This window comes from Streptomyces sp. NPDC050732, assembly GCF_040654255.1.
Classification (GTDB): Bacteria; Actinomycetota; Actinomycetes; order Streptomycetales; family Streptomycetaceae; genus Streptomyces.
Genome location: NZ_JBFAHP010000038.1, coordinates 40,836 through 58,431, shown reverse-complemented (window position 1 = coordinate 58,431; position 17,596 = coordinate 40,836). Strand labels below are relative to the sequence as shown.

Annotated in this window: 13 protein-coding genes; 7 read left to right on the top strand and 6 right to left on the bottom strand. The window is 73.7% G+C overall.

Features of this window, described 5'->3' with window-relative positions:
* Positions 1 to 49: 49 nt before the first annotated feature.
* The 6 genes from AB0H82_RS29510 to AB0H82_RS29485 all read right to left on the bottom strand — a co-directional run bounded on the left by AB0H82_RS29510 (position 50) and on the right by AB0H82_RS29485 (position 5,641).
* Positions 50 to 1,267 carry a cytochrome P450 gene (locus AB0H82_RS29510; protein WP_362998034.1) on the bottom strand — a complete coding sequence of 406 codons (1,218 nt, stop codon included), beginning with the start codon at positions 1,265 to 1,267 and terminating at the stop codon, positions 50 to 52.
* The gene (locus tag AB0H82_RS29505; protein WP_362998032.1) at positions 1,264 to 2,538 is read right to left on the bottom strand and encodes a cytochrome P450; all 1,275 of its coding nucleotides are present in this window, start codon (positions 2,536 to 2,538) and stop codon (positions 1,264 to 1,266) included. Before AB0H82_RS29505 ends, AB0H82_RS29510 begins: the two co-directional genes overlap by 4 nt.
* Positions 2,535 to 3,155 carry an ATP/GTP-binding protein gene (locus AB0H82_RS29500; protein WP_362998088.1) on the bottom strand — a complete coding sequence of 207 codons (621 nt, stop codon included), beginning with the start codon at positions 3,153 to 3,155 and terminating at the stop codon, positions 2,535 to 2,537. Before AB0H82_RS29500 ends, AB0H82_RS29505 begins: the two co-directional genes overlap by 4 nt.
* Before the next feature lie 67 nt (positions 3,156 to 3,222).
* On the bottom strand, positions 3,223 to 3,579 hold the full coding sequence (locus tag AB0H82_RS29495) for a DUF742 domain-containing protein (RefSeq protein WP_362998030.1): 357 nt from the start codon (positions 3,577 to 3,579) through the stop codon (positions 3,223 to 3,225).
* Positions 3,576 to 4,022 (bottom strand): roadblock/LC7 domain-containing protein, encoded by a 447-nt coding sequence (locus AB0H82_RS29490; protein ID WP_362998028.1) that lies wholly within the window; start codon positions 4,020 to 4,022, stop codon positions 3,576 to 3,578. Before AB0H82_RS29490 ends, AB0H82_RS29495 begins: the two co-directional genes overlap by 4 nt.
* A complete protein-coding gene (locus tag AB0H82_RS29485) occupies positions 4,019 to 5,641 on the bottom strand; it encodes an ATP-binding protein (protein WP_362998026.1) in 1,623 nt (540 codons plus the stop codon). Before AB0H82_RS29485 ends, AB0H82_RS29490 begins: the two co-directional genes overlap by 4 nt.
* A gap of 157 nt (positions 5,642 to 5,798) precedes the next feature.
* Here AB0H82_RS29485 and AB0H82_RS29480 point away from each other — a divergent pair, with 157 nt between their 5' ends.
* The 7 genes from AB0H82_RS29480 (at position 5,799) to AB0H82_RS29450 (ending at position 17,577) form a co-directional block, all read left to right on the top strand.
* Positions 5,799 to 8,663: an FAD-binding and (Fe-S)-binding domain-containing protein gene (locus tag AB0H82_RS29480; RefSeq protein ID WP_362998024.1), complete on the top strand. Its 2,865-nt coding sequence runs from the start codon at positions 5,799 to 5,801 to the stop codon at positions 8,661 to 8,663.
* Between the two features lie 229 nt (positions 8,664 to 8,892).
* Positions 8,893 to 9,918 carry an EamA family transporter gene (locus AB0H82_RS29475; RefSeq protein WP_362998022.1) on the top strand — a complete coding sequence of 342 codons (1,026 nt, stop codon included), beginning with the start codon at positions 8,893 to 8,895 and terminating at the stop codon, positions 9,916 to 9,918.
* 137 nt (positions 9,919 to 10,055) lie between these two features.
* Positions 10,056 to 10,853, top strand: a complete 798-nt coding sequence (locus AB0H82_RS29470) for a TIGR03084 family metal-binding protein (RefSeq protein WP_362998020.1) — start codon at positions 10,056 to 10,058, stop codon at positions 10,851 to 10,853.
* 316 nt (positions 10,854 to 11,169) lie between these two features.
* The gene (locus AB0H82_RS29465) at positions 11,170 to 12,918 is read left to right on the top strand and encodes an acyclic terpene utilization AtuA family protein (RefSeq protein WP_362998018.1); all 1,749 of its coding nucleotides are present in this window, start codon (positions 11,170 to 11,172) and stop codon (positions 12,916 to 12,918) included.
* A 16-nt stretch (positions 12,919 to 12,934) separates the two neighbouring features.
* Entirely contained in the window at positions 12,935 to 14,533 is a 1,599-nt protein-coding gene (locus AB0H82_RS29460) for a carboxyl transferase domain-containing protein (RefSeq protein WP_362998016.1), read from the top strand.
* Positions 14,534 to 14,545: 12 nt separating this feature from the next.
* Entirely contained in the window at positions 14,546 to 16,414 is a 1,869-nt protein-coding gene (locus AB0H82_RS29455) for a biotin carboxylase N-terminal domain-containing protein (RefSeq protein ID WP_362998014.1), read from the top strand.
* Positions 16,411 to 17,577, top strand: coding sequence for an acyl-CoA dehydrogenase family protein (locus AB0H82_RS29450; protein ID WP_362998012.1), 1,167 nt, complete (start codon positions 16,411 to 16,413; stop codon positions 17,575 to 17,577). The genes AB0H82_RS29455 and AB0H82_RS29450 overlap by 4 nt, the downstream gene beginning before the upstream one ends.
* Positions 17,578 to 17,596 lie beyond the last annotated feature (19 nt).

The following is a 17,596-nucleotide window of genomic DNA, read 5'->3' as shown; positions in this document are numbered from 1 at the left end:
GACCCCACCGGGCGCGGACGACTCGGGGCGCTGCCCCGGACCCCGCTCCTCAAACGCCGGAGGGGCTCAAATGTACGGGCAGCTCGTACAAATCGTTCTGCGTCACCACCGGCTTGTTGCGGAGCTTCGAGTGCGGGACCGCCAGGGTCAGGTCCGGGAAGCGGGTGTACAGGGCAGGGAGGGCCACGCCCGCCTCCAGGCGGGAGAGCGCCGCGCCGGGGCACACGTGCGGGCCGTGGCCGAAGGAGATGTGGCGCGTGGGGGAGGTGCGGGTGATGTCGAAGGTGCCCGCCGTGGGCCCGTGTGCCTGCTCGTCGCGGCCTATCGCGCCGTAGGAGATGATCAGCGCCTCACCCGCGCGGATCACCTTGTCGCCGACGGGGACGTCCTCCGCCGCGAAGCGGATCAGGACGTGCGAGGTCGGGGTGGCGTAGCGCAGGGTCTCCTCGATCACCGCGTCCCAGCCGACCTCGCCGGAGCGGACGAGGGCGAGCTGTTCGGGGTGGGCGGAGAGGTTGACGACGGCGTTGACGATGAGGGAGATCGTCGTCTCGTGGCCGGCCGCGACCATCAGCTGGAGCGTGGAGACGATCTCCTCGTCGGTGAGGTGGTCGCCGTTCTCCGAGGCCTGGATCAGCGCGCTGGTCAGGTCGTCGCCGGGCTCCGTGCGGCGGGCCGCGACGACCTTGCCCATCATCCCGGCGAGTTCGCCGAGCGTCGCCACGACCTCTTCGGGAGGCGTCTGCGTGGAGAAGAACTTGTCGAAGAGGACCTTCAGGCGCGGGTGGTCCGCCTCGTCGATGCCCATCAGGTCGCTGATGACGTACATGGGGAGGGGGTAGGCGAACTCCGCCTTCAGGTCGACGACCTGGGAGTCCGTGGGGAGGTTGTCCAGGAGGCCCCGCGTCAGTTCCGCGATGCGGCCGCGCATGTGCTCCACGCGGCGCGGCGTCAGCGCCTGCGCGACCAGCGTGCGCAGCCTGCGGTGCTCCTCGCCGTCGACCGTCAGCATGGAGCGGCCGGGGTTGGCGAGGCCGATCAGCGGCCAGTCGGCGGGGATCTCGCCGCGCCGCCAGGCGCCCCAGACCTCGATGTCCTTCACCAGGCGCTTGTCCGTGAGGAGTTGGCGGGCCTCGGCGTGGTGCGTGACCGCCCACACCGGTACGCCGCCGGGCAGCTCCGCCTCCGCGAGCGGCCCCGCCGCCCGCAGCCGTGCGCTCTCGCCGTCGAGGTCGGTGACGAACGGGTCCAGGGCGATGCGCGTCATCTTCGGTCTCCAAACGCTGAGGTCGGGGTCGGGGTGAAGCTCACCGGCAGTTCGGTCAGGCCGCGCAGCCACGGCGAGGGGCGGCGGGTCAGGGAGTCGGCGGGGACCGCCAGGTCGAGGTCGGGCAGGCGGTCGAGGAGGACCTCGATGCCGGTCCGCGCGATGACCTCGGCGACCTCCTGGGCCGGGAAGGGGCAGCGGTGCTCGCCGTGGCCGAAGGAGAAGTGGGCGCTGTTGCCGCCGGTCAGCGCGGAGCCGTCGGTGCGGACCTGCGGGTCGGAGTTGGCGGCGGCGAGACCGAGGAGGAGCAGGTCGCCGGCGTTGATGCGGCGGCCGCCGAGCTGGGTGTCGCGGGAGGCCCAGCGGCCCGCGACGTTCTGCGTCGGGGTGTCCTCCCACAGGACCTCGTTCATGGCCTCGGCGACGCTGTGCCGGCCGCCGAACAGGGAGGCGGCGAAGCGGTCGTCGGTGAGCATCAGGCGCAGCGAGTTGCCGATCCAGTCGGCGGACGGCTGGTGGCCCGCGGCCATCATCACCATCAGGTCCTGGGCGATCTCCTCGTCGGTGAAGTCCGCGCCCGCTTCGGTCTGCTGGGTCTCGATCATGTACGAGGCGACGTCCTGGTCCGGCTTCGCGTGTTTGTCGGCGATGAGCCGCATCATGGAGCCCGCCAGGTGCTGCTGGCCCGCGAGTGCCCGCTCGCGGCCGTCGATCATGTCGTTCATGGCGGTGACGAGGCCGGGGCCCTGCTCGTCGGAGAAGCCGTAGATGCGGGCGAGGACGCGGACCGGGAGCAGCATCGCGTACTCGGAGATGATCTCCGTGGTGCCCTTGCCGCAGAAGCGGTCGATCAGCTCGTCCGCGAACGTCTCGGCGTGTGCCTTGAGTTCGAAGGGGTCGACCGCTTCGAGGGCGTGCGCGATCATCGCGGCGCGCCGGGTGTGCCGCTCGCCGACGGTGTAGAGGATCGACGGCTGCTTGTGGCCGATCATGGGGAGCAGCGGCCAGTCGGCGGGGATGTTCGGCCACTGGTTCCACAGCTCGGAGTCGCGGCTGTAGAGGAGCGGGTCGCCGGTGACCTGGTGCAGTTCGCGGTAGCCGAGGACGAGCCAGGCCGGTATGTCGCCGTCGAGCAGTACGGGGGCGACGGGGCCGTGGTCGCGGCGCATCTCCCGGTACAGCCGGGCGGGTTCGGTGGCGAACCGCGGGCCGGAGAGCGGGACGGGGCCGGGGGCGGCGCCCTGTCCGGCGCCGGTCACGGGGCAGGTCACTGGGCGGTCTCCTGGGGCGTGTGCGGCTGGGCGGCGGCGCGCTGGGCGGCGTACTGCGCGGCGTACAGCGACTGGAGGTGTTCGACGAGGGTGATCAGTACGTTCTTGCCGGACTCGCGGGACCGCGCGTCGCAGTCGATGAGCGGTACCCCGGGGTCGAGGTCGAGCGCCTCGCGCAGCTGCTCGGCGGTGTGCGCGGGGCCGCCGAAGTCGTTGCGGGCCACGATGAACGGCGTGCCGTGGTGCTCCAGGCGGTCGATCGCGTACCAGGAGTCCTCCAGGCGGCGGGTGTCGACGAGGACGACCGCGCCGAGCGTGCCGGAGAAGAGGCGGTCCCACAGGAACCAGAAGCGTTCCTGGCCGGGGGCGCCGAAGAGGTAGAGGACGTTGTGCGCGTCGAGCGTGATGCGGCCGAAGTCGAAGGCGACGGTCGTGGACGTCTTGGCGCGCAGCCCTTCGAGGCCGCCCGTCTCGTCGATGCCCCGGCCGGCCTGCGTCATCGTCTCCTCGGTGTTGAGGGGACGGATCTCGCTGACGGAGCGGACCAGTGTCGTCTTGCCGACGCCGAAGCCGCCGACCACGACGATCTTCAGGCCGTTGTCGGCGGTGGCGGTCAGCTCTGTTCGGCCGGTCCCGGCTGTGGGGGTGGCCCCGGCTGTTCGGGTGGCCCCGGCAGCGCTGCGTTCAGAGGTTGCGGAGTCCAACGAGCACCTGCTCCAGGAGGTCGGAATCGGGAAGGCTGTGGGTGGGGCCCGAACGCGGGTGGCGGGCGCTGATCCGGCCCGCGTCGAGCAGGTCGGACAGCAGGATGCGGGTGATGCTCACCGGCAGCCGGAGCTCGGCGGCGATCTCCACGACCGCCGTGGGCAGCCCGCACATCCGCAGGATCGCGGCGTGCTCGGACTGCATGCCGGGGACCGGAGCGGACTCGGCGACGACGAGGGTCACCAGGTCGAAGGGCGTGTCGGGCGCCGACCGGCTGCGACCCCCGGTGAGGGTGTACAGCCGGTCGGGGGAGTCGTCCCGGCCGGGGCGGCTCATGACGCGGGCCGGCCGCGGGGGGTGTCGTCCGCGCGGGGCGCGGCGCGCAGGTGCTCGCCGAGCTGCTCGACCAGCTCGCTCATGGTGTGGCCGACGAGCCCCGCGTCGGCGTCCTCGGCGGCGATGACCGCGAGGTGCGCGCCCTCGCCGGCCTCGACGATGAAGAGGATGCCGCCGTAGAACTCGGCCATCGCCGAGCGGACCCCGCCGCTGCCGTCGCCGAACTCGGCGGACGCGCCGTGCGACAGGGACTGGATGCCGGCGGCTATCGCGGCGAGCTGGTCGGCCTGGTCGACGGAGAGCTCGCGGGTGCGGCACAGCTTCAGGCCGTCACGGGAGAGCACGAGGGCGTGCCGGGCGCCGGGGGTGCGCTCCAGGAGGCCTTCGAGCAGCCAGGTCAGCTTGGCGTCGGTGGTGCTGCCGGGGGAGGTGCCGGTGGTCATCGGGGGGTGTCGCCTTCCGGGTGCTGGGGGATTGCGGGGGCGTCGTCCGTGGGCTCCGAGGGGGTGGTGCGGACGGCCTGGCGGAAGTTGCTGAAGCGGGCCGCGGTGCTCTCGGCGCCGGGGGCGCGGGGCCTGCGCGTCTCACCCGTGTCGCTGTCGGCGCGGGCCCGCTCGGCGGCGGCGAGGGTGCGGCCGCGGGGGCGCTTGGGGAGGGGCGCGTCGGCGGTGGCGGAGTCGGGGGCGGCTTGTGCCGGGTGCCCGGGGTCCGGCTGTGGGTGCGGGACCGCGGGGGTATGGACGTGCTCGCCATCCCTGCGCCGCGTCGGGAGTTCCTGGACGTCACCGTCGGCTCGGTGCTCCGTGTGCACATCCCCCCGCGTCCCCTCCGGCGCGTTCGCGGGCGCGGCCGGGAGCGCGGCTGTCGTGCGTGCGGGTGTCGCGGCGGGGAGGGCCGCCGTGGTCGTGGACGACGCGGCCGTCAGCGATGCCTGGGCCGGGGCCGGTACGGCTGCGGTCTCCGAGGGGCGGGAGAGCAACTCCTGGGGTATCAGGAGGAGTACGCCCGTGCCGCCGCGCGCCGACGGGCGGAACGACACCGTGAGCCCGTGCTTGCGGGCCAGCCTGCCGACCACCGCGAGACCGAGCCGGGTGCCGGACAGACCGGTGAGGCCCGTCGTCTCGCCGGAGACGGCGCGCTCGGCGCGGCGCTGCTGCACGGGGCCCATCACGAGGCCGCTGTCCTCGACGGAGACGATGACGCCGGCCGCGACCTCTTCGATGTAGACGTGCACTTCGGAGGTGGGCGGCGAGAAGTTCGCGGCGTTGTCCAGGATCTCGGCGAGGGCGTGCATGACGCCCTCGGCGGCGTGGCCCGCGACGGCGACCTCGCTGGCCGAGTGGACGCGCACGCGCTGGTAGCCGCCGATGCGGCCCATCGCGCCGCGCAGGATCGACTCCATGACGATGGGCCGGGACCAGCGCCGGCCCGAGCGGGCGCCGGTGAGCACGGCCACGGAGTCGGCGATGCGGCCCGCCTGCGCCGTCCTGTGGTCGAGGTGGAGGAGGTCGGTGAGGACGTCCTCGTCGGCGTGCCTGCCCTCCATCTCGCGCAGGTCGGCGAGCATGCCGGTGGCCAGGGCCTGCATGCGTCCCGCGGCGTTGGCGCACGCGGCGAGGGCGGCGGCCCGCTCGGACTCGGCGGTGCGGGCCCGCACGGTCAGCTCGTTCCGCTCACGGGCGAAGTACTCGGTGAGCGCGGTGCGCTCGCGGGTGAACTCCGCGGCGCGGGCGGCCTGTTCAAGGACGAGCCGTTCCGTGTCCTGCCGTGCGGCCGCCGCGCGGCGGCGCAGCAGGGCGCCGGCGCGGAAGAAGTGGAAGGCGAGCGTCACGGCGACGCTGAGCGCGAGGGAGGCGGCGCCCGCCCCCCATGCCAGGGGGGTCCGTACGGAGCCGGGCGCGACGGCCACGGCGGCTCCGGTGAGGGCCGCGGTGGTCAGGGCGCAGGCCAGCAGGACGAGCGCGGTCGGGCGCAGCGGGGGTTTTTCCCACGGTCCCGTCTCCGCCTGAGCAGGGGAGGCCCCACTCGTCCCGGGGCGCGCGAGGGGGGTTTGCGCGGTCATCAATCGGGGTCCTCGATCGGAAGCGACACACTCTGCTCAAGTCGGGATCACTATAGGAGAGTTATCGACCGGGTTGGGAATCTTCCCGTCCGGATCGTGCAAAATCGGGTGGGGCGGGGTGGTCGCGGGGGGCCTGTGCGAGGGCATCCTGGACGGCATGAGCGATCTCGACGCGGGTCCCGACGCGGACCCTGAAGGCCTCGCACAGGACCTGCGCGCGGCCGTGCGCGGCGAGGTCGACCCGTCCGTCACCGCGCGGGCCCTGCACACCATGGACGCCTCCAACTACCGCCGGGTGCCCGCCGCGGTGGTGGCCCCGCGCGACGCCGACGACGTGGCGGCGGTCCTCGCGGTCTGCCGCGAGCGGAACGTGCCGGTCGTGCCGCGCGGCGCGGGCACCTCGATCGCCGGGCAGGCCACGGGGACCGGCGTCGTCCTCGACTTCACCCGCCACATGAACCGCGTCGTCGCCCTCGACCCCGGCCACCGCACGGCCGTGGTGCAGCCGGGCGTCGTCCTGGACGACCTGCGCACCGCCGCGGCCCCGCACGGCCTCACCTTCGGCCCCGACCCCTCCACCCACAGCCGCTGCACCCTCGGCGGAATGATCGGCAACAACTCCTGCGGCTCCCACTCGGTGGCCTGGGGCACGACCGCCGACAACGTATCCGCCCTCTCCGTGGTCGACGGTTCGGGCGCACTCCGTCACCTCGCCCAGGGCTGGGACAGCGCCCCCACGGGCCTGCGCGCACTCGTGGACGGCGACCTCGCGCTCCTGCGCACCGGCTTCCCCGACCTGCCGCGCCGCATCTCCGGCTACGCCCTGGACGCGCTGCTCCCCGAACACGGCACGGACCTGGCCCGCGCGTTCTGCGGTTCGGAGGGCACCCTCGGCGTCCTCACCGAAGCGGTCGTACGCCTCGTCGAAGCGCCCCGCGCGCGGGCGCTCGCCGTGCTCGGCTACGCGGACGAGAGCGCGGCCGCCGAAGCCGCGGCGGGACTCCTGCCGCACGGGCCGCTGACCGTCGAGGGCATGGCCGCCGACCTCGTCCGCGGAGCCGCCCGGGAGAGCGGGCTGCCCAAGGGCGGCGCCTGGCTCTTCGTGGAGACCGGCGGCGACACCCCGGCCGAGGCACGCGCGCGTGCCGCCACGATCGTGCGGGCGGCCGCCCCCGACACCGTGGACGCCGTGGTCGTCGACGACCCGGCGGGACAGCGGGCGCTGTGGCGGGTGCGCGAGGACGCCAGCGGGACGGCCACCCGCATGCCGGACGGGTCCGAGGCCTGGCCCGGCTGGGAGGACTGCGCCGTGCCGCCCGCCCGACTCGGCGCCTACCTCCGGGACTTCCGGGCCCTCCTTGCCGAACACGGCCTGCGCGGCACGCCGTACGGGCACTTCGGGGACGGCTGCATCCACGTACGCATCGACTTCGACCTGCTCAGCACCGAAGGCATCGGCCGCTTCCGCACCTTCTCCGAATCCCTCGCCGGCCTCGTCGTCGCGCACGGCGGATCGCTCTCCGGCGAACACGGCGACGGACAGGCCCGGGCCGAACTCCTCCCGAAGATGTACGGCCCCGAACTCATCCGCCTCTTCGAACGCGTCAAGGACGTCTGGGACCCGGCGGGCCTGCTCAACCCGGGCATGCTGGTGCGGCCCGCGCCCCTCGACGCCGACCTGCGGTTCGCGCCCCTGCCCCGCGAACCCGTCGAGGTTGCCTTCGGCTACCCGCACGACGGCGGCGACTTCACGGCGGCGGTCAGGCGGTGCGTCGGCGTCGCCAAGTGCCGTACCGCCTCCCCGGCCTCCCCCACCGGCGTGATGTGCCCGTCCTTCCGCGCCACGGGCGAGGAGGAGCACTCCACGCGCGGCCGCGCCCGCCTGCTGCACGAGATGCTCGCCGGCGAGGTGGTGACGGACGGCTGGCGCTCCACGGAGGTCAGGGACGCACTCGACCTCTGCCTGTCCTGCAAGGGCTGCCGCTCGGACTGCCCGGTGGGCGTCGACATGGCCACGTACAAGGCGGAGTTCCTGCACCACCACTACGAAGGCCGCCGCAGGCCCGCCGCCCACTACACGATGGGGTGGCTGCCGCGCTGGCTCCGCGCCGTCGCGGCGACGCGCACGGCCCGCCTCGTCAATGCGCTGGCTCGCGTGGGCCCACTGGCCACGCTCGCCAAGCGACTGGGCGGGATCGCCCCGGAGCGGGCACTTCCTGAGGTGGCGCCGCGGACGTTCCGGCAGTGGTGGGGGAGCAGGAACGGGCGCAGGCCACGGGTCGGGGAGCGGGCCGATGTCGTGCTGTGGCCCGACACCTTCACCGAGCACCTCTCGCCGTCCGTGGGGCAGGCCGCGGTGACCGTGTTTGAGGACGCGGGGCTCCGCGTCGCGGTGCCGCCGCGCGGCGTGTGCTGCGGCCTGACGTACGTCTCGACGGGCCAGCTCGACCGCGCCCGCGCCGTCCTGCGCGCCACCCTCGACCGGATGGAACCGCTCCTGGAAGCCGGGGTCCCGGTCGTCGTCCTGGAGCCGAGCTGCGCCGCCGCGCTCACGTCGGACCTGCCCGAACTACTCGGCGACGACCCCCGCGCCCCCCGGCTCGCCGCCGCGATCCGCACCTTCGCGCAGGCCGTCGAGGAACTGGCCCCGCAGTGGCGGCCCCCGGCCGTCGACCGCCCCGTCGTCGGCCAGACCCACTGCCACCAGCACGCGGTCCTGGGCGACGCGGCGGAGCGCCGGCTGCGCACGAAGGCGGGCCTGACGGGCGAACTGAGCGGCGGCTGCTGCGGACTCGCAGGGAACTTCGGTTTCGAACGCGGCCACTACGACGTCTCGAAGACCTGCGCCGAGGAACAGCTGCTGCCCTCGGTGGCGGGGGCGGGCGCGGACGCGGTGGTCCTGGCCGACGGCTTCTCCTGCCGGACGCAGCTGGAGCAGCTGGCGGGCGTACGGGGGCGGCATCTGGCGGAGGTGCTGGCGGAGGGACTGACGGAGGGGCTGCGCCACGGCGCCGACGGGTGAACGAGGCATCCGTGGCTTCGCTGTATGGACGCGGATACGGACGCGGATATGGACGCGGATATGGACGTGGGTACGGACGTGGTTTGCGTACAGCAGCGAAAGCGCTCCACAATCCTGACGTAGTGCATTACGTTGAATGCTGCAGTGCAGCGTGATGGACTTCACATCGGGTTGCACATTGGGTTGCACATTGGACTTCAGGACTCCGCCCCTCGGGAAAGGCTCGCGCGTGAACGTCTCCCGCAGCGATCAGGCAGCGCCGACGGCGACCCACGACGGCGGCCCGGGGCTCCGCGGGCGCATCGGCTCCCTCGGCCCCGTCGGACTCGTGCTCGCGGGCGGGATCTCCGTGCAGTTCGGCGGCGCGCTCGCCGTGAGCGTGATGCCGAGGGTCGGCGCGGTCGGCATCGTGGCGCTGCGGCTCGTCTTCGCCGCGCTCGTGCTGCTCGTCGTGTGCCGGCCGAAGGTGCGCGGGCACTCGCGGGCCGACTGGGGCACGGTCGTCGCGTTCGGCGTGGCCATGGCCGGGATGAACGGACTCTTCTACCAGTCCGTCGCCCGCATCCCCATGGGCCCCGCCGTCACCCTCGAAGTCCTCGGCCCGCTCGCGCTCTCCGTCCTCGCCTCGCGCCGCGCCGTGAACCTGGTGTGGGCGGGGCTCGCCCTCTGCGGTGTCTTCCTGCTCGGCGGCGGGGGCGGCTTCGACGGCCTCGACCCGGTCGGTGTCGCCTACGCCCTCGGCGCCGGCGCGATGTGGGCGATGTACATCCTCTTCAGCGCGCGCACCGGACGGCGCTTCCCGCAGGCCGACGGTCTTGCCCTCGCCATGGTGGTCGCCGCGGTGCTCTTCCTGCCGCTCGGCATCGCCGCGTCCGGGTCGCGGCTGGTCCAGCCGGGCACGCTGGCGCTCGGCGCGGCCGTCGCGGTCCTGTCGTCCGTACTGCCGTACACCCTCGAACTCCTCGCCCTGCGGCGGCTGCCCGCGCACACCTTCGCGGTCCTGATGAGCCTGGAACCGGCCATCGCGTCCGTCGCCGGATTCCTCGTCCTGAGCCAGGCCCTCTCCGCCGTCGAGGCCGTCGCCATCAGTCTGGTCATCGCGGCGAGCATGGGCGCGGTGCGGACGCAGGTGGGGCGGCGGCGGGTGCGCGCGGGGGCGGATCCGGTGGCGGCGGCGGTCGCGCCGACCCCCGCCGACCCTGCCCGCGCCGCCGCCGCGGGCGCCGAACCCGTCGGACGGCCGTCCGAAAAGTAATGCAAGCACGCTTGCTTGTTTCTATGAGCGCTGCCATGCTCCGAGGCACCTCCCCGAGTTCCTGACTCCGTCTCACCGCGCGAGCCTTGGAGTATTGGAGCAGGGGAGACCCGACCGTGCCCCGAGGGGAGCGTTCCGTGTCCGATGCCCTGCCCGTGCTCGACGACCTGCGCGCCGAGAGCGAGGAACTCGACCGCCTCGTGGCGGGGTTGAGCCGGGAGCGATGGTCCCTCGCGACGCCCGCGCCCGGCTGGACCGTGGCCCATCAGATCGCGCACCTGACCTGGACGGACCGGGCCGCGCTGCTCGCCGCCACGGACCCGGAGGCCTTCGCCGCCGAGGTGGAGAAGGCCGCGGCGGCACCCGGCACGTTCGTGGACGAGGGCGCGGCGGACGGCGCCGCACTGCCGCCCGCCGAACTGCTCGCCCGCTGGCGGGCCGGGCGCGACGAGCTGTGGCGGCTCCTGAGCGAGGCTCCCGCCGGTACGCGCCTGCCCTGGTACGGGCCGCCCATGGCCGTCCCCTCCATGGCGACGGCGCGGCTCATGGAGACCTGGGCGCACGGCCAGGACGTGGCGGACGCGCTCGGCGTGGCGCGGGCCGCGACCGACCGGCTGCGGCATGTGGCGCGGATCGGGGTGCGGGCGCGTGACTTCGCCTTCGCCGTACGCGGACTGAGCGCCCCGGACGAGGAGTTCCGGGTCGAACTGACCTCACCGGTGACGGGCGAGGTGTGGTCGTACGGCCCCGAGGCCGCCGCGCAACGCGTCACCGGCCCGGCGCTCGACTTCTGCCTGCTCGTCACCCAGCGCGCCCACCGCGCCGACGTCGCCGTGCACGCGGAGGGCCCGGACGCCGACCGCTGGCTGGACATCGCCCAGGCCTTCGCGGGCCCACCGGGCCCAGGACGCCCGCGAAAGACCTCCACTCAGTGACCCGCGCCGCCTTATCCGGCCACGACCTCGCCGTCCGCGTCGAGGGCCCCGACGCAGACCGCTGGCTGGGCAATCGCCCAGGCCTTCGCGGGCCCACCGGGCCCAGGACGCCTCCGAAAGGCCCTCGCTCAGTGACCCGCGCCGCCTTGCCCGGCCACGACCTCGCCGTCCGCGCGAGGCCGCCTCGCCCCGACGGCCGGCCGGGCTCCACCCGGGCGCCGGCGGGTCCGCCCGGCCGGACCGGCCGCCACCCGGCCCTCGTCCCAGCTCTCGCGGGGCCGCCCCGCCCCGGCCACCCACCGAAGGGACCCGGACAGTGACCTCAGCGCCCCCCACCGCCACAGGCACACCCGTACCCCCACACCCACGGCCCCTGCGTATCGGCAATGCCTCCGGTTTCTACGGGGACCGGTTCGATGCCATGCGCGAGATGCTGACCGGTGGGGAGCTCGATGTCCTCACCGGGGACTATCTCGCCGAGCTGACCATGCTCATCCTCGGGCGGGACCGGCTCAAGGACCCGGGGCGCGGGTACGCCAAGACCTTTCTGCGGCAGCTGGAGGAGTGCCTCGGGCTCGCGCGGGAGCGGGGCGTGCGGATCGTCGCCAATGCGGGTGGGCTCAATCCGGCCGGACTCGCCGACGAGGTAAGGGAGTTGGCGGGGCGGCTCGGGCTCGGGGAGACGCGGGTCGCGCACGTCGAGGGCGACGACCTCGGCCCCCGCTTCCCCGGCGCCCTCACCGCCAACGCCTACCTCGGCGGCGCCGGCATCGCCGCGTGCCTCGACGCGGGCGCCGACATCGTCGTCACCGGGCGCGTCACCGACGCCGCCCTGGTCACCGGGCCCGCCGCCGCGCACTTCGGATGGGGGCCTACGGAGTACGACCGGCTCGCGGGCGCCGTCGTCGCCGGGCACGTCCTGGAGTGCGGCGCGCAGGCCACCGGCGGCAATTACGCCTTCTTCGCGGAGGGGGGAAGGGACCTGGGCCTTCTGCGTCACCCCGGCTTTCCCCTCGCCGAGATCCACGAGGACGGCTCGTGCGTCATCACCAAGCACGACGGCACCGGCGGCTTCGTCGACGTCGGGACCGTCACCGCGCAGCTCCTGTACGAGACGCAGGGCGCCCGGTACGCGGGGCCCGACGTGACCGCCCGTCTCGACACCGTCACCCTCACCCAGGCCGGCCCCGACCGCGTCCGGATCGACGGCGTGCGCGGTGAGGCACCGCCCCCGACCCTCAAGGCGGGCCTCAACCGGCTCGGCGGGTTCCGCAACGAAGTCGTCTTCGTCCTCACCGGGCTCGACATCGACGCCAAGGCCGCCCTCGTCCGCGCCCAGATCGAGGACGCCCTCGACCGCGGCAAGTCCCGCCCCGCACAGGTGCGGTGGGAGCTCGCCCGCACCGACCGCGAGGACGCGCCCACCGAGGAGAGCGCCAGCGCCCTGCTCCGCCTCGTCGTGCGCGACACCGACGCCGACACGGTCGGCCGCACGCTCAGCGGCGCCGCGATCGAGCTGGCCCTCTCCGGCTACCCCGGCTTCCACGTGACGGCGCCGCCCGGCAAGGGCTCCCCGTACGGGGTCTTCGAGGCGGCGTACGTCGAGCGGGACAGCGTCGAGCACGTGGCGGTCCTGCCCGACGGGGAGCGGCGCCCGGTCCCGTCCGGCGCCGACACCCTCGTACTGGAAGACCCGCAAGCCCCGCCGCTGCCCGCACCCCTCCCGCCCGGCCCCACCCGCCGCGCCCCCCTCGGCCTCGTCGCCGGGGCCCGCAGCGGCGACAAGGGAGGAGACGCGAACGTCGGCGTGTGGGTGCGCACCGACGACGCGTGGCGGTGGCTCGCCCACGAGCTGACGGTGGACCGGCTGCGCGAACTCCTCCCGGAGACGGCGGGGCTGCCCGTCACCCGCCACGACCTGCCCAACCTGCGCGCCCTGAACTTCGTCGTCGAGGGGCTGCTCGGCGAGGGCGTGGCCGCGCAGGCCCGCTTCGACCCGCAGGCCAAGGGCCTCGGCGAGTGGCTGCGCGCCCGCCACCTCGACATACCGGAGGTACTGCTGTGACACGGGAGGTACTGCTGTGACCGTCCTCGCCTCCGCGCTCGACCCCGCGAGCGCCGAATACGCCGAGCACCGGCAGGCCATGCTGGACCGGCTCGCCGAACTCGACGCCGAGCAGGCCAAGGCGCTGGAGGGAGGGGGAGAAAAGTACGTCCAGCGGCATCGCGCGCGCGGCAAGCTGCTCGCCCGCGAGCGGATCGAGCTGCTCCTCGACCCCGACACACCATTCCTTGAGCTGTCCCCGCTCGCCGCCTGGGGCAGCGACTATCCCGTCGGCGCCTCCATGGTCACCGGCATCGGCGTCGTCGAGGGCGTGGAGTGCCTGATCACCGCCAACGACCCGACGGTCAGGGGCGGCGCCTCCAACCCGTGGACGCTGAAGAAGGCCTTCCGGGCGCACGAGATCGGGCACGCGAACCGGCTGCCGTCCATCCACCTCGTGGAGTCCGGCGGCGCCGACCTGCCCTCCCAGAAGGAGATCTTCATCCCGGGCGGCGCCCTCTTCAAACACCTCACGCAGTCCTCGGCCGCCGGGATCCCGACCATCGCCGTCGTCTTCGGCAACTCCACGGCCGGCGGCGCCTACGTACCCGGCATGAGCGACCACGTGATCATGGTCAAGGAGCGGGCGAAGGTCTTCCTCGGCGGTCCGCCGCTGGTCAAGATGGCGACCGGCGAGGAGAGCGACGACGAGTCGCTGGGCGGCGCCGAGATGCACGCCCGCACCTCCGGCCTCGCCGACTACCTCGCCGAGGACGAGCGGGACGCGCTGCGCCGGGCCCGCCGGGTCGTGGCGCGGCTCAACTGGCGCAAGGCGTACGCGGACCCGGGCCCCGCCGAGCCGCCCAAGTACGACGAGGAGGAGCTCCTCGGCATCGTCCCCGGCGACCTGAAGAAGCCGTTCGACCCGCGCGAGGTCGTCGCCCGCATCGTCGACGGCTCCGACTTCGACGAGTTCAAGCCGCTGTACGGCAGCTCGCTCGTCACCGGGTGGGCCGCCCTGCACGGCTACCCCGTCGGCGTCCTCGCCAACGCGCAGGGCGTGCTGTTCAGCGAGGAGTCCCAGAAGGCCGCCCAGTTCATCCAGTTGGCCAACCAGCGCGACATCCCGCTGCTCTTCCTCCACAACACCACCGGATACATGGTCGGCAAGGAGTACGAGCAGGGCGGCATCATCAAGCACGGCGCCATGATGATCAACGCGGTCAGCAACTCGCGGGTGCCGCACCTCTCCGTCCTGATGGGCGCCTCGTACGGCGCGGGGCACTACGGCATGTGCGGCCGCGCCTACGACCCGCGCTTCCTCTTCGCCTGGCCCAGCGCCAAGTCCGCCGTCATGGGCCCCCAGCAGCTCGCGGGCGTCCTGTCGATCGTCGCCCGCGCCTCCGCCGCCGCCAAGGGGCAGCCCTACGACGAGGAGGCCGACGCCGGGCTCCGCGCCATGGTCGAGCAGCAGATCGAGGCGGAGTCGCTGCCGATGTTCCTGTCCGGGCGGCTCTACGACGACGGGGTCATCGACCCGCGCGACACCCGCACCGTCCTCGGCCTCTGCCTGTCCGCGATCCACACCGCCCCCTACGAGGGCGCGCGCGGCGGCTTCGGCGTCTTCCGGATGTGAGGAGAACACCCCATGATTTCCACCCTGTTGGTGGCCAACCGGGGCGAGATCGCCTGCCGCGTCTTCCGCACCTGCCGCGAGCTCGGCATCGCCACGGTCGCCGTGCACTCCGACGCCGACGCGGACGCCCTGCACGTACGCGAGGCCGACACGGCGGTACGGCTGCCGGGGGCGGCGCCCTCCGACACGTATCTGCGCGGCGACCTCGTCGTGAAGGCCGCGCAGGCCGCGGGCGCCGACGCGGTCCACCCCGGCTACGGCTTCCTCTCCGAGAACGCCGACTTCGCGCGGGCCGTCCTGGACGCCGGGCTCGTCTGGATCGGCCCGCCGCCCGCCGCGATCGAGGCGATGGCGTCCAAGACACGCGCCAAGGAACTGATGGGCGTCGAGCCGCTCGGGGACGTCACCGAGGCCGACCTGCCCGTCCTCGTGAAGGCGGCCGCGGGCGGCGGCGGGCGCGGCATGCGCGTCGTACGGGACCTGGCCGATCTGGCGGGTGAGCTGGCGGCGGCGCGGGCCGAGGCCGCCAGTGCCTTCGGGGACGGGGAGGTGTTCGTCGAGCCCTATGTCGAGGGCGGCCGGCACGTCGAGGTGCAGATCATGGCCGACGCGCACGGCACCGTGTGGCCGCTCGGCACCCGCGACTGCAGCCTCCAGCGCCGGCACCAGAAAGTCATCGAGGAGTCCCCGGCCCCCGGCCTCACGCCGGACCTGGTCGCCGAACTGCACGCACAGGCCGTGCGCGCCGCCCGCGTCACCGACTACCGCGGCGCCGGGACCGTCGAGTTCCTGGTGGCCGGAGGGCGGGCGCACTTCCTGGAGATGAACACCCGGCTCCAGGTGGAACACCCTGTCACCGAGGCCGTGTTCGGCCTCGACCTCGTGGCGCTGCAGATCCGCGTCGCCGAAGGCCTCGCCCTGGAGAAGGACCCGCCGGCCCCGCACGGCCACGCCGTCGAGGCCCGCCTCTACGCCGAGGACCCGGCCGCCGACTGGGCCCCGCAGACCGGCACCCTGCACCGCATCGACGTGCCCGGCGGAGTACGCCTCGACACCGGGTACGCCGCGGGCGACACCATCGGCGTGCACTACGACGCGATGCTCGCCAAGGCCGTCGCGTACGCGCCGACGCGCGCCGAAGCCCTGCGCAAACTCGCGGGCGCCCTCGAACGCGCCGCCGTCCACGGCCCCGTCACCAACCGGGACCTGCTCGTACGCTCCCTGCGGCACCCCGAGTTCACCGAGGCCCGCATGAACACCGGCTTCTACGACCGGCACGTCGCCGCACTCACGGCCCCCATGCCCGACCCGCACGCCCCCCTGGCCGCCGCCCTCGCCGACGCGCACGGCCGCTCCCGGTTCGGCGGCTGGCGCAACCTCCGCTCCCAGCCCCACCTCAAGCGCTACCGCACCGAACCCGACGGCACCGAGCACGAAGTGCGCTACCACCACACCCGGCAGGGGCCGGCCGCCGACGGCGTGAACGTGATCAGTGCGACGGACGTTCTCGTCGTACTCGAAGTGGACGGCGTACGACGTACGTACACGGTCGCGCGGTACGACGGCCGCGTGCACGTCGGCACCCCCTGCGGGGACACCGCCCTCACCCCGCTGCCGCTGCTCCCCGAACCCACCGCCCGCCGCGCGCCGGGATCGCTGCTCGCCCCGATGCCCGGCACCGTCGTCCGCGTCGCCGAAGGAATCGCCGAGGGGCGGCCGGTCACGGCCGGGCAGCCCCTCGTCTGGCTGGAGGCCATGAAGATGGAGCACCGCATCTGCGCCCCCGCCGCCGGAACGCTCACCGCCCTGCACGCCGTGCCCGGCCGCCAGGTCGAGGTCGGCGCGCTGCTCGCCGTCGTACAAGAGGGAGAGTCGTCATGAGTACCGTCCTCGAAACCGAAGAACACCAGGCCCTGCGCACCGCCGTCGCCGCACTCGGACGCCGGTACGGCCGCGACTACCTGGCCCGCGTCGCAGGCGCCGGCGGTCACCCCGACGAGCTGTGGGCGGACGCCGCCAAGCTCGGCTACCTGGGCGTCAACCTGCCCGAGGAGTACGGGGGAGGGGGTGGAGGGATCTCCGAACTCGCCATAGTCCTGGAGGAGTTGGGCGCGGCCGGCTGTCCGCTCCTCATGATGGTCGTCTCGCCCGCGATCTGCGGCACGGTCATCGCCCGCTTCGGCACCGAGGAGCAGAAACGCACCTGGCTGCCGGGGCTCGCCGACGGCTCCCGCACCATGGCGTTCGGGATCACCGAGCCCGACGCGGGCTCCAACTCGCACCGCATCACCACCACGGCCCGCCGCGACCCCGACTCCGGCGACTGGCTCCTGACCGGCCGCAAGGTGTTCATCTCCGGCGTCGACATCGCCGACGCGACGCTCATCGTGGGCCGTACGTCCGACGCGCGGACCGGCAACCTCAAACCGTGCCTGTTCATCGTCCCGCGCGACGCCCCCGGCTTCGAGCGGCGCCGGATCGACATGGAACTCCAGGCCGCCGAGAAGCAGTTCGAGCTCACCCTCGACGACGTGCGGCTGCCCGCCGACGCGCTAGTCGGCGACGAGGACGCGGGGCTCCTCCAGCTCTTCGCGGGCCTCAACCCGGAGCGCATCATGACCGCCGCGTTCGCGATCGGCATGGGCCGCTACGCGCTGTCCCGAGCCGTCGAGTACGCCAAGGAACGCAGCGTGTGGAAGTCGCCGATCGGCGCCCACCAGGCCATCGCGCACCCCCTCGCCCAGTCCCACGTCGAGCTCGAACTCGCCCGCCTGATGATGCAGAAGGCGGCCCGGCTGTACGACGAGGGGGACGACGTCGGCGCGGGCGAGGCCGCCAACATGGCCAAGCTCGCCGCCGCCGACGCCTGCGTGAAGGCCGTCGACCAGTCCGTGCACACGCTGGGCGGCAACGGCCTCACCAAGGAGTTCGGCCTCGCCTCGCTGATCGTGGCGTCCCGCGTGGCGCGGATCGCCCCGGTGAGCCGGGAGATGATCCTCAACTACGTCTCGCACCAGACGCTGGGCCTGCCCAAGTCCTACTGAGTCCTGATGAGGAGCGCCT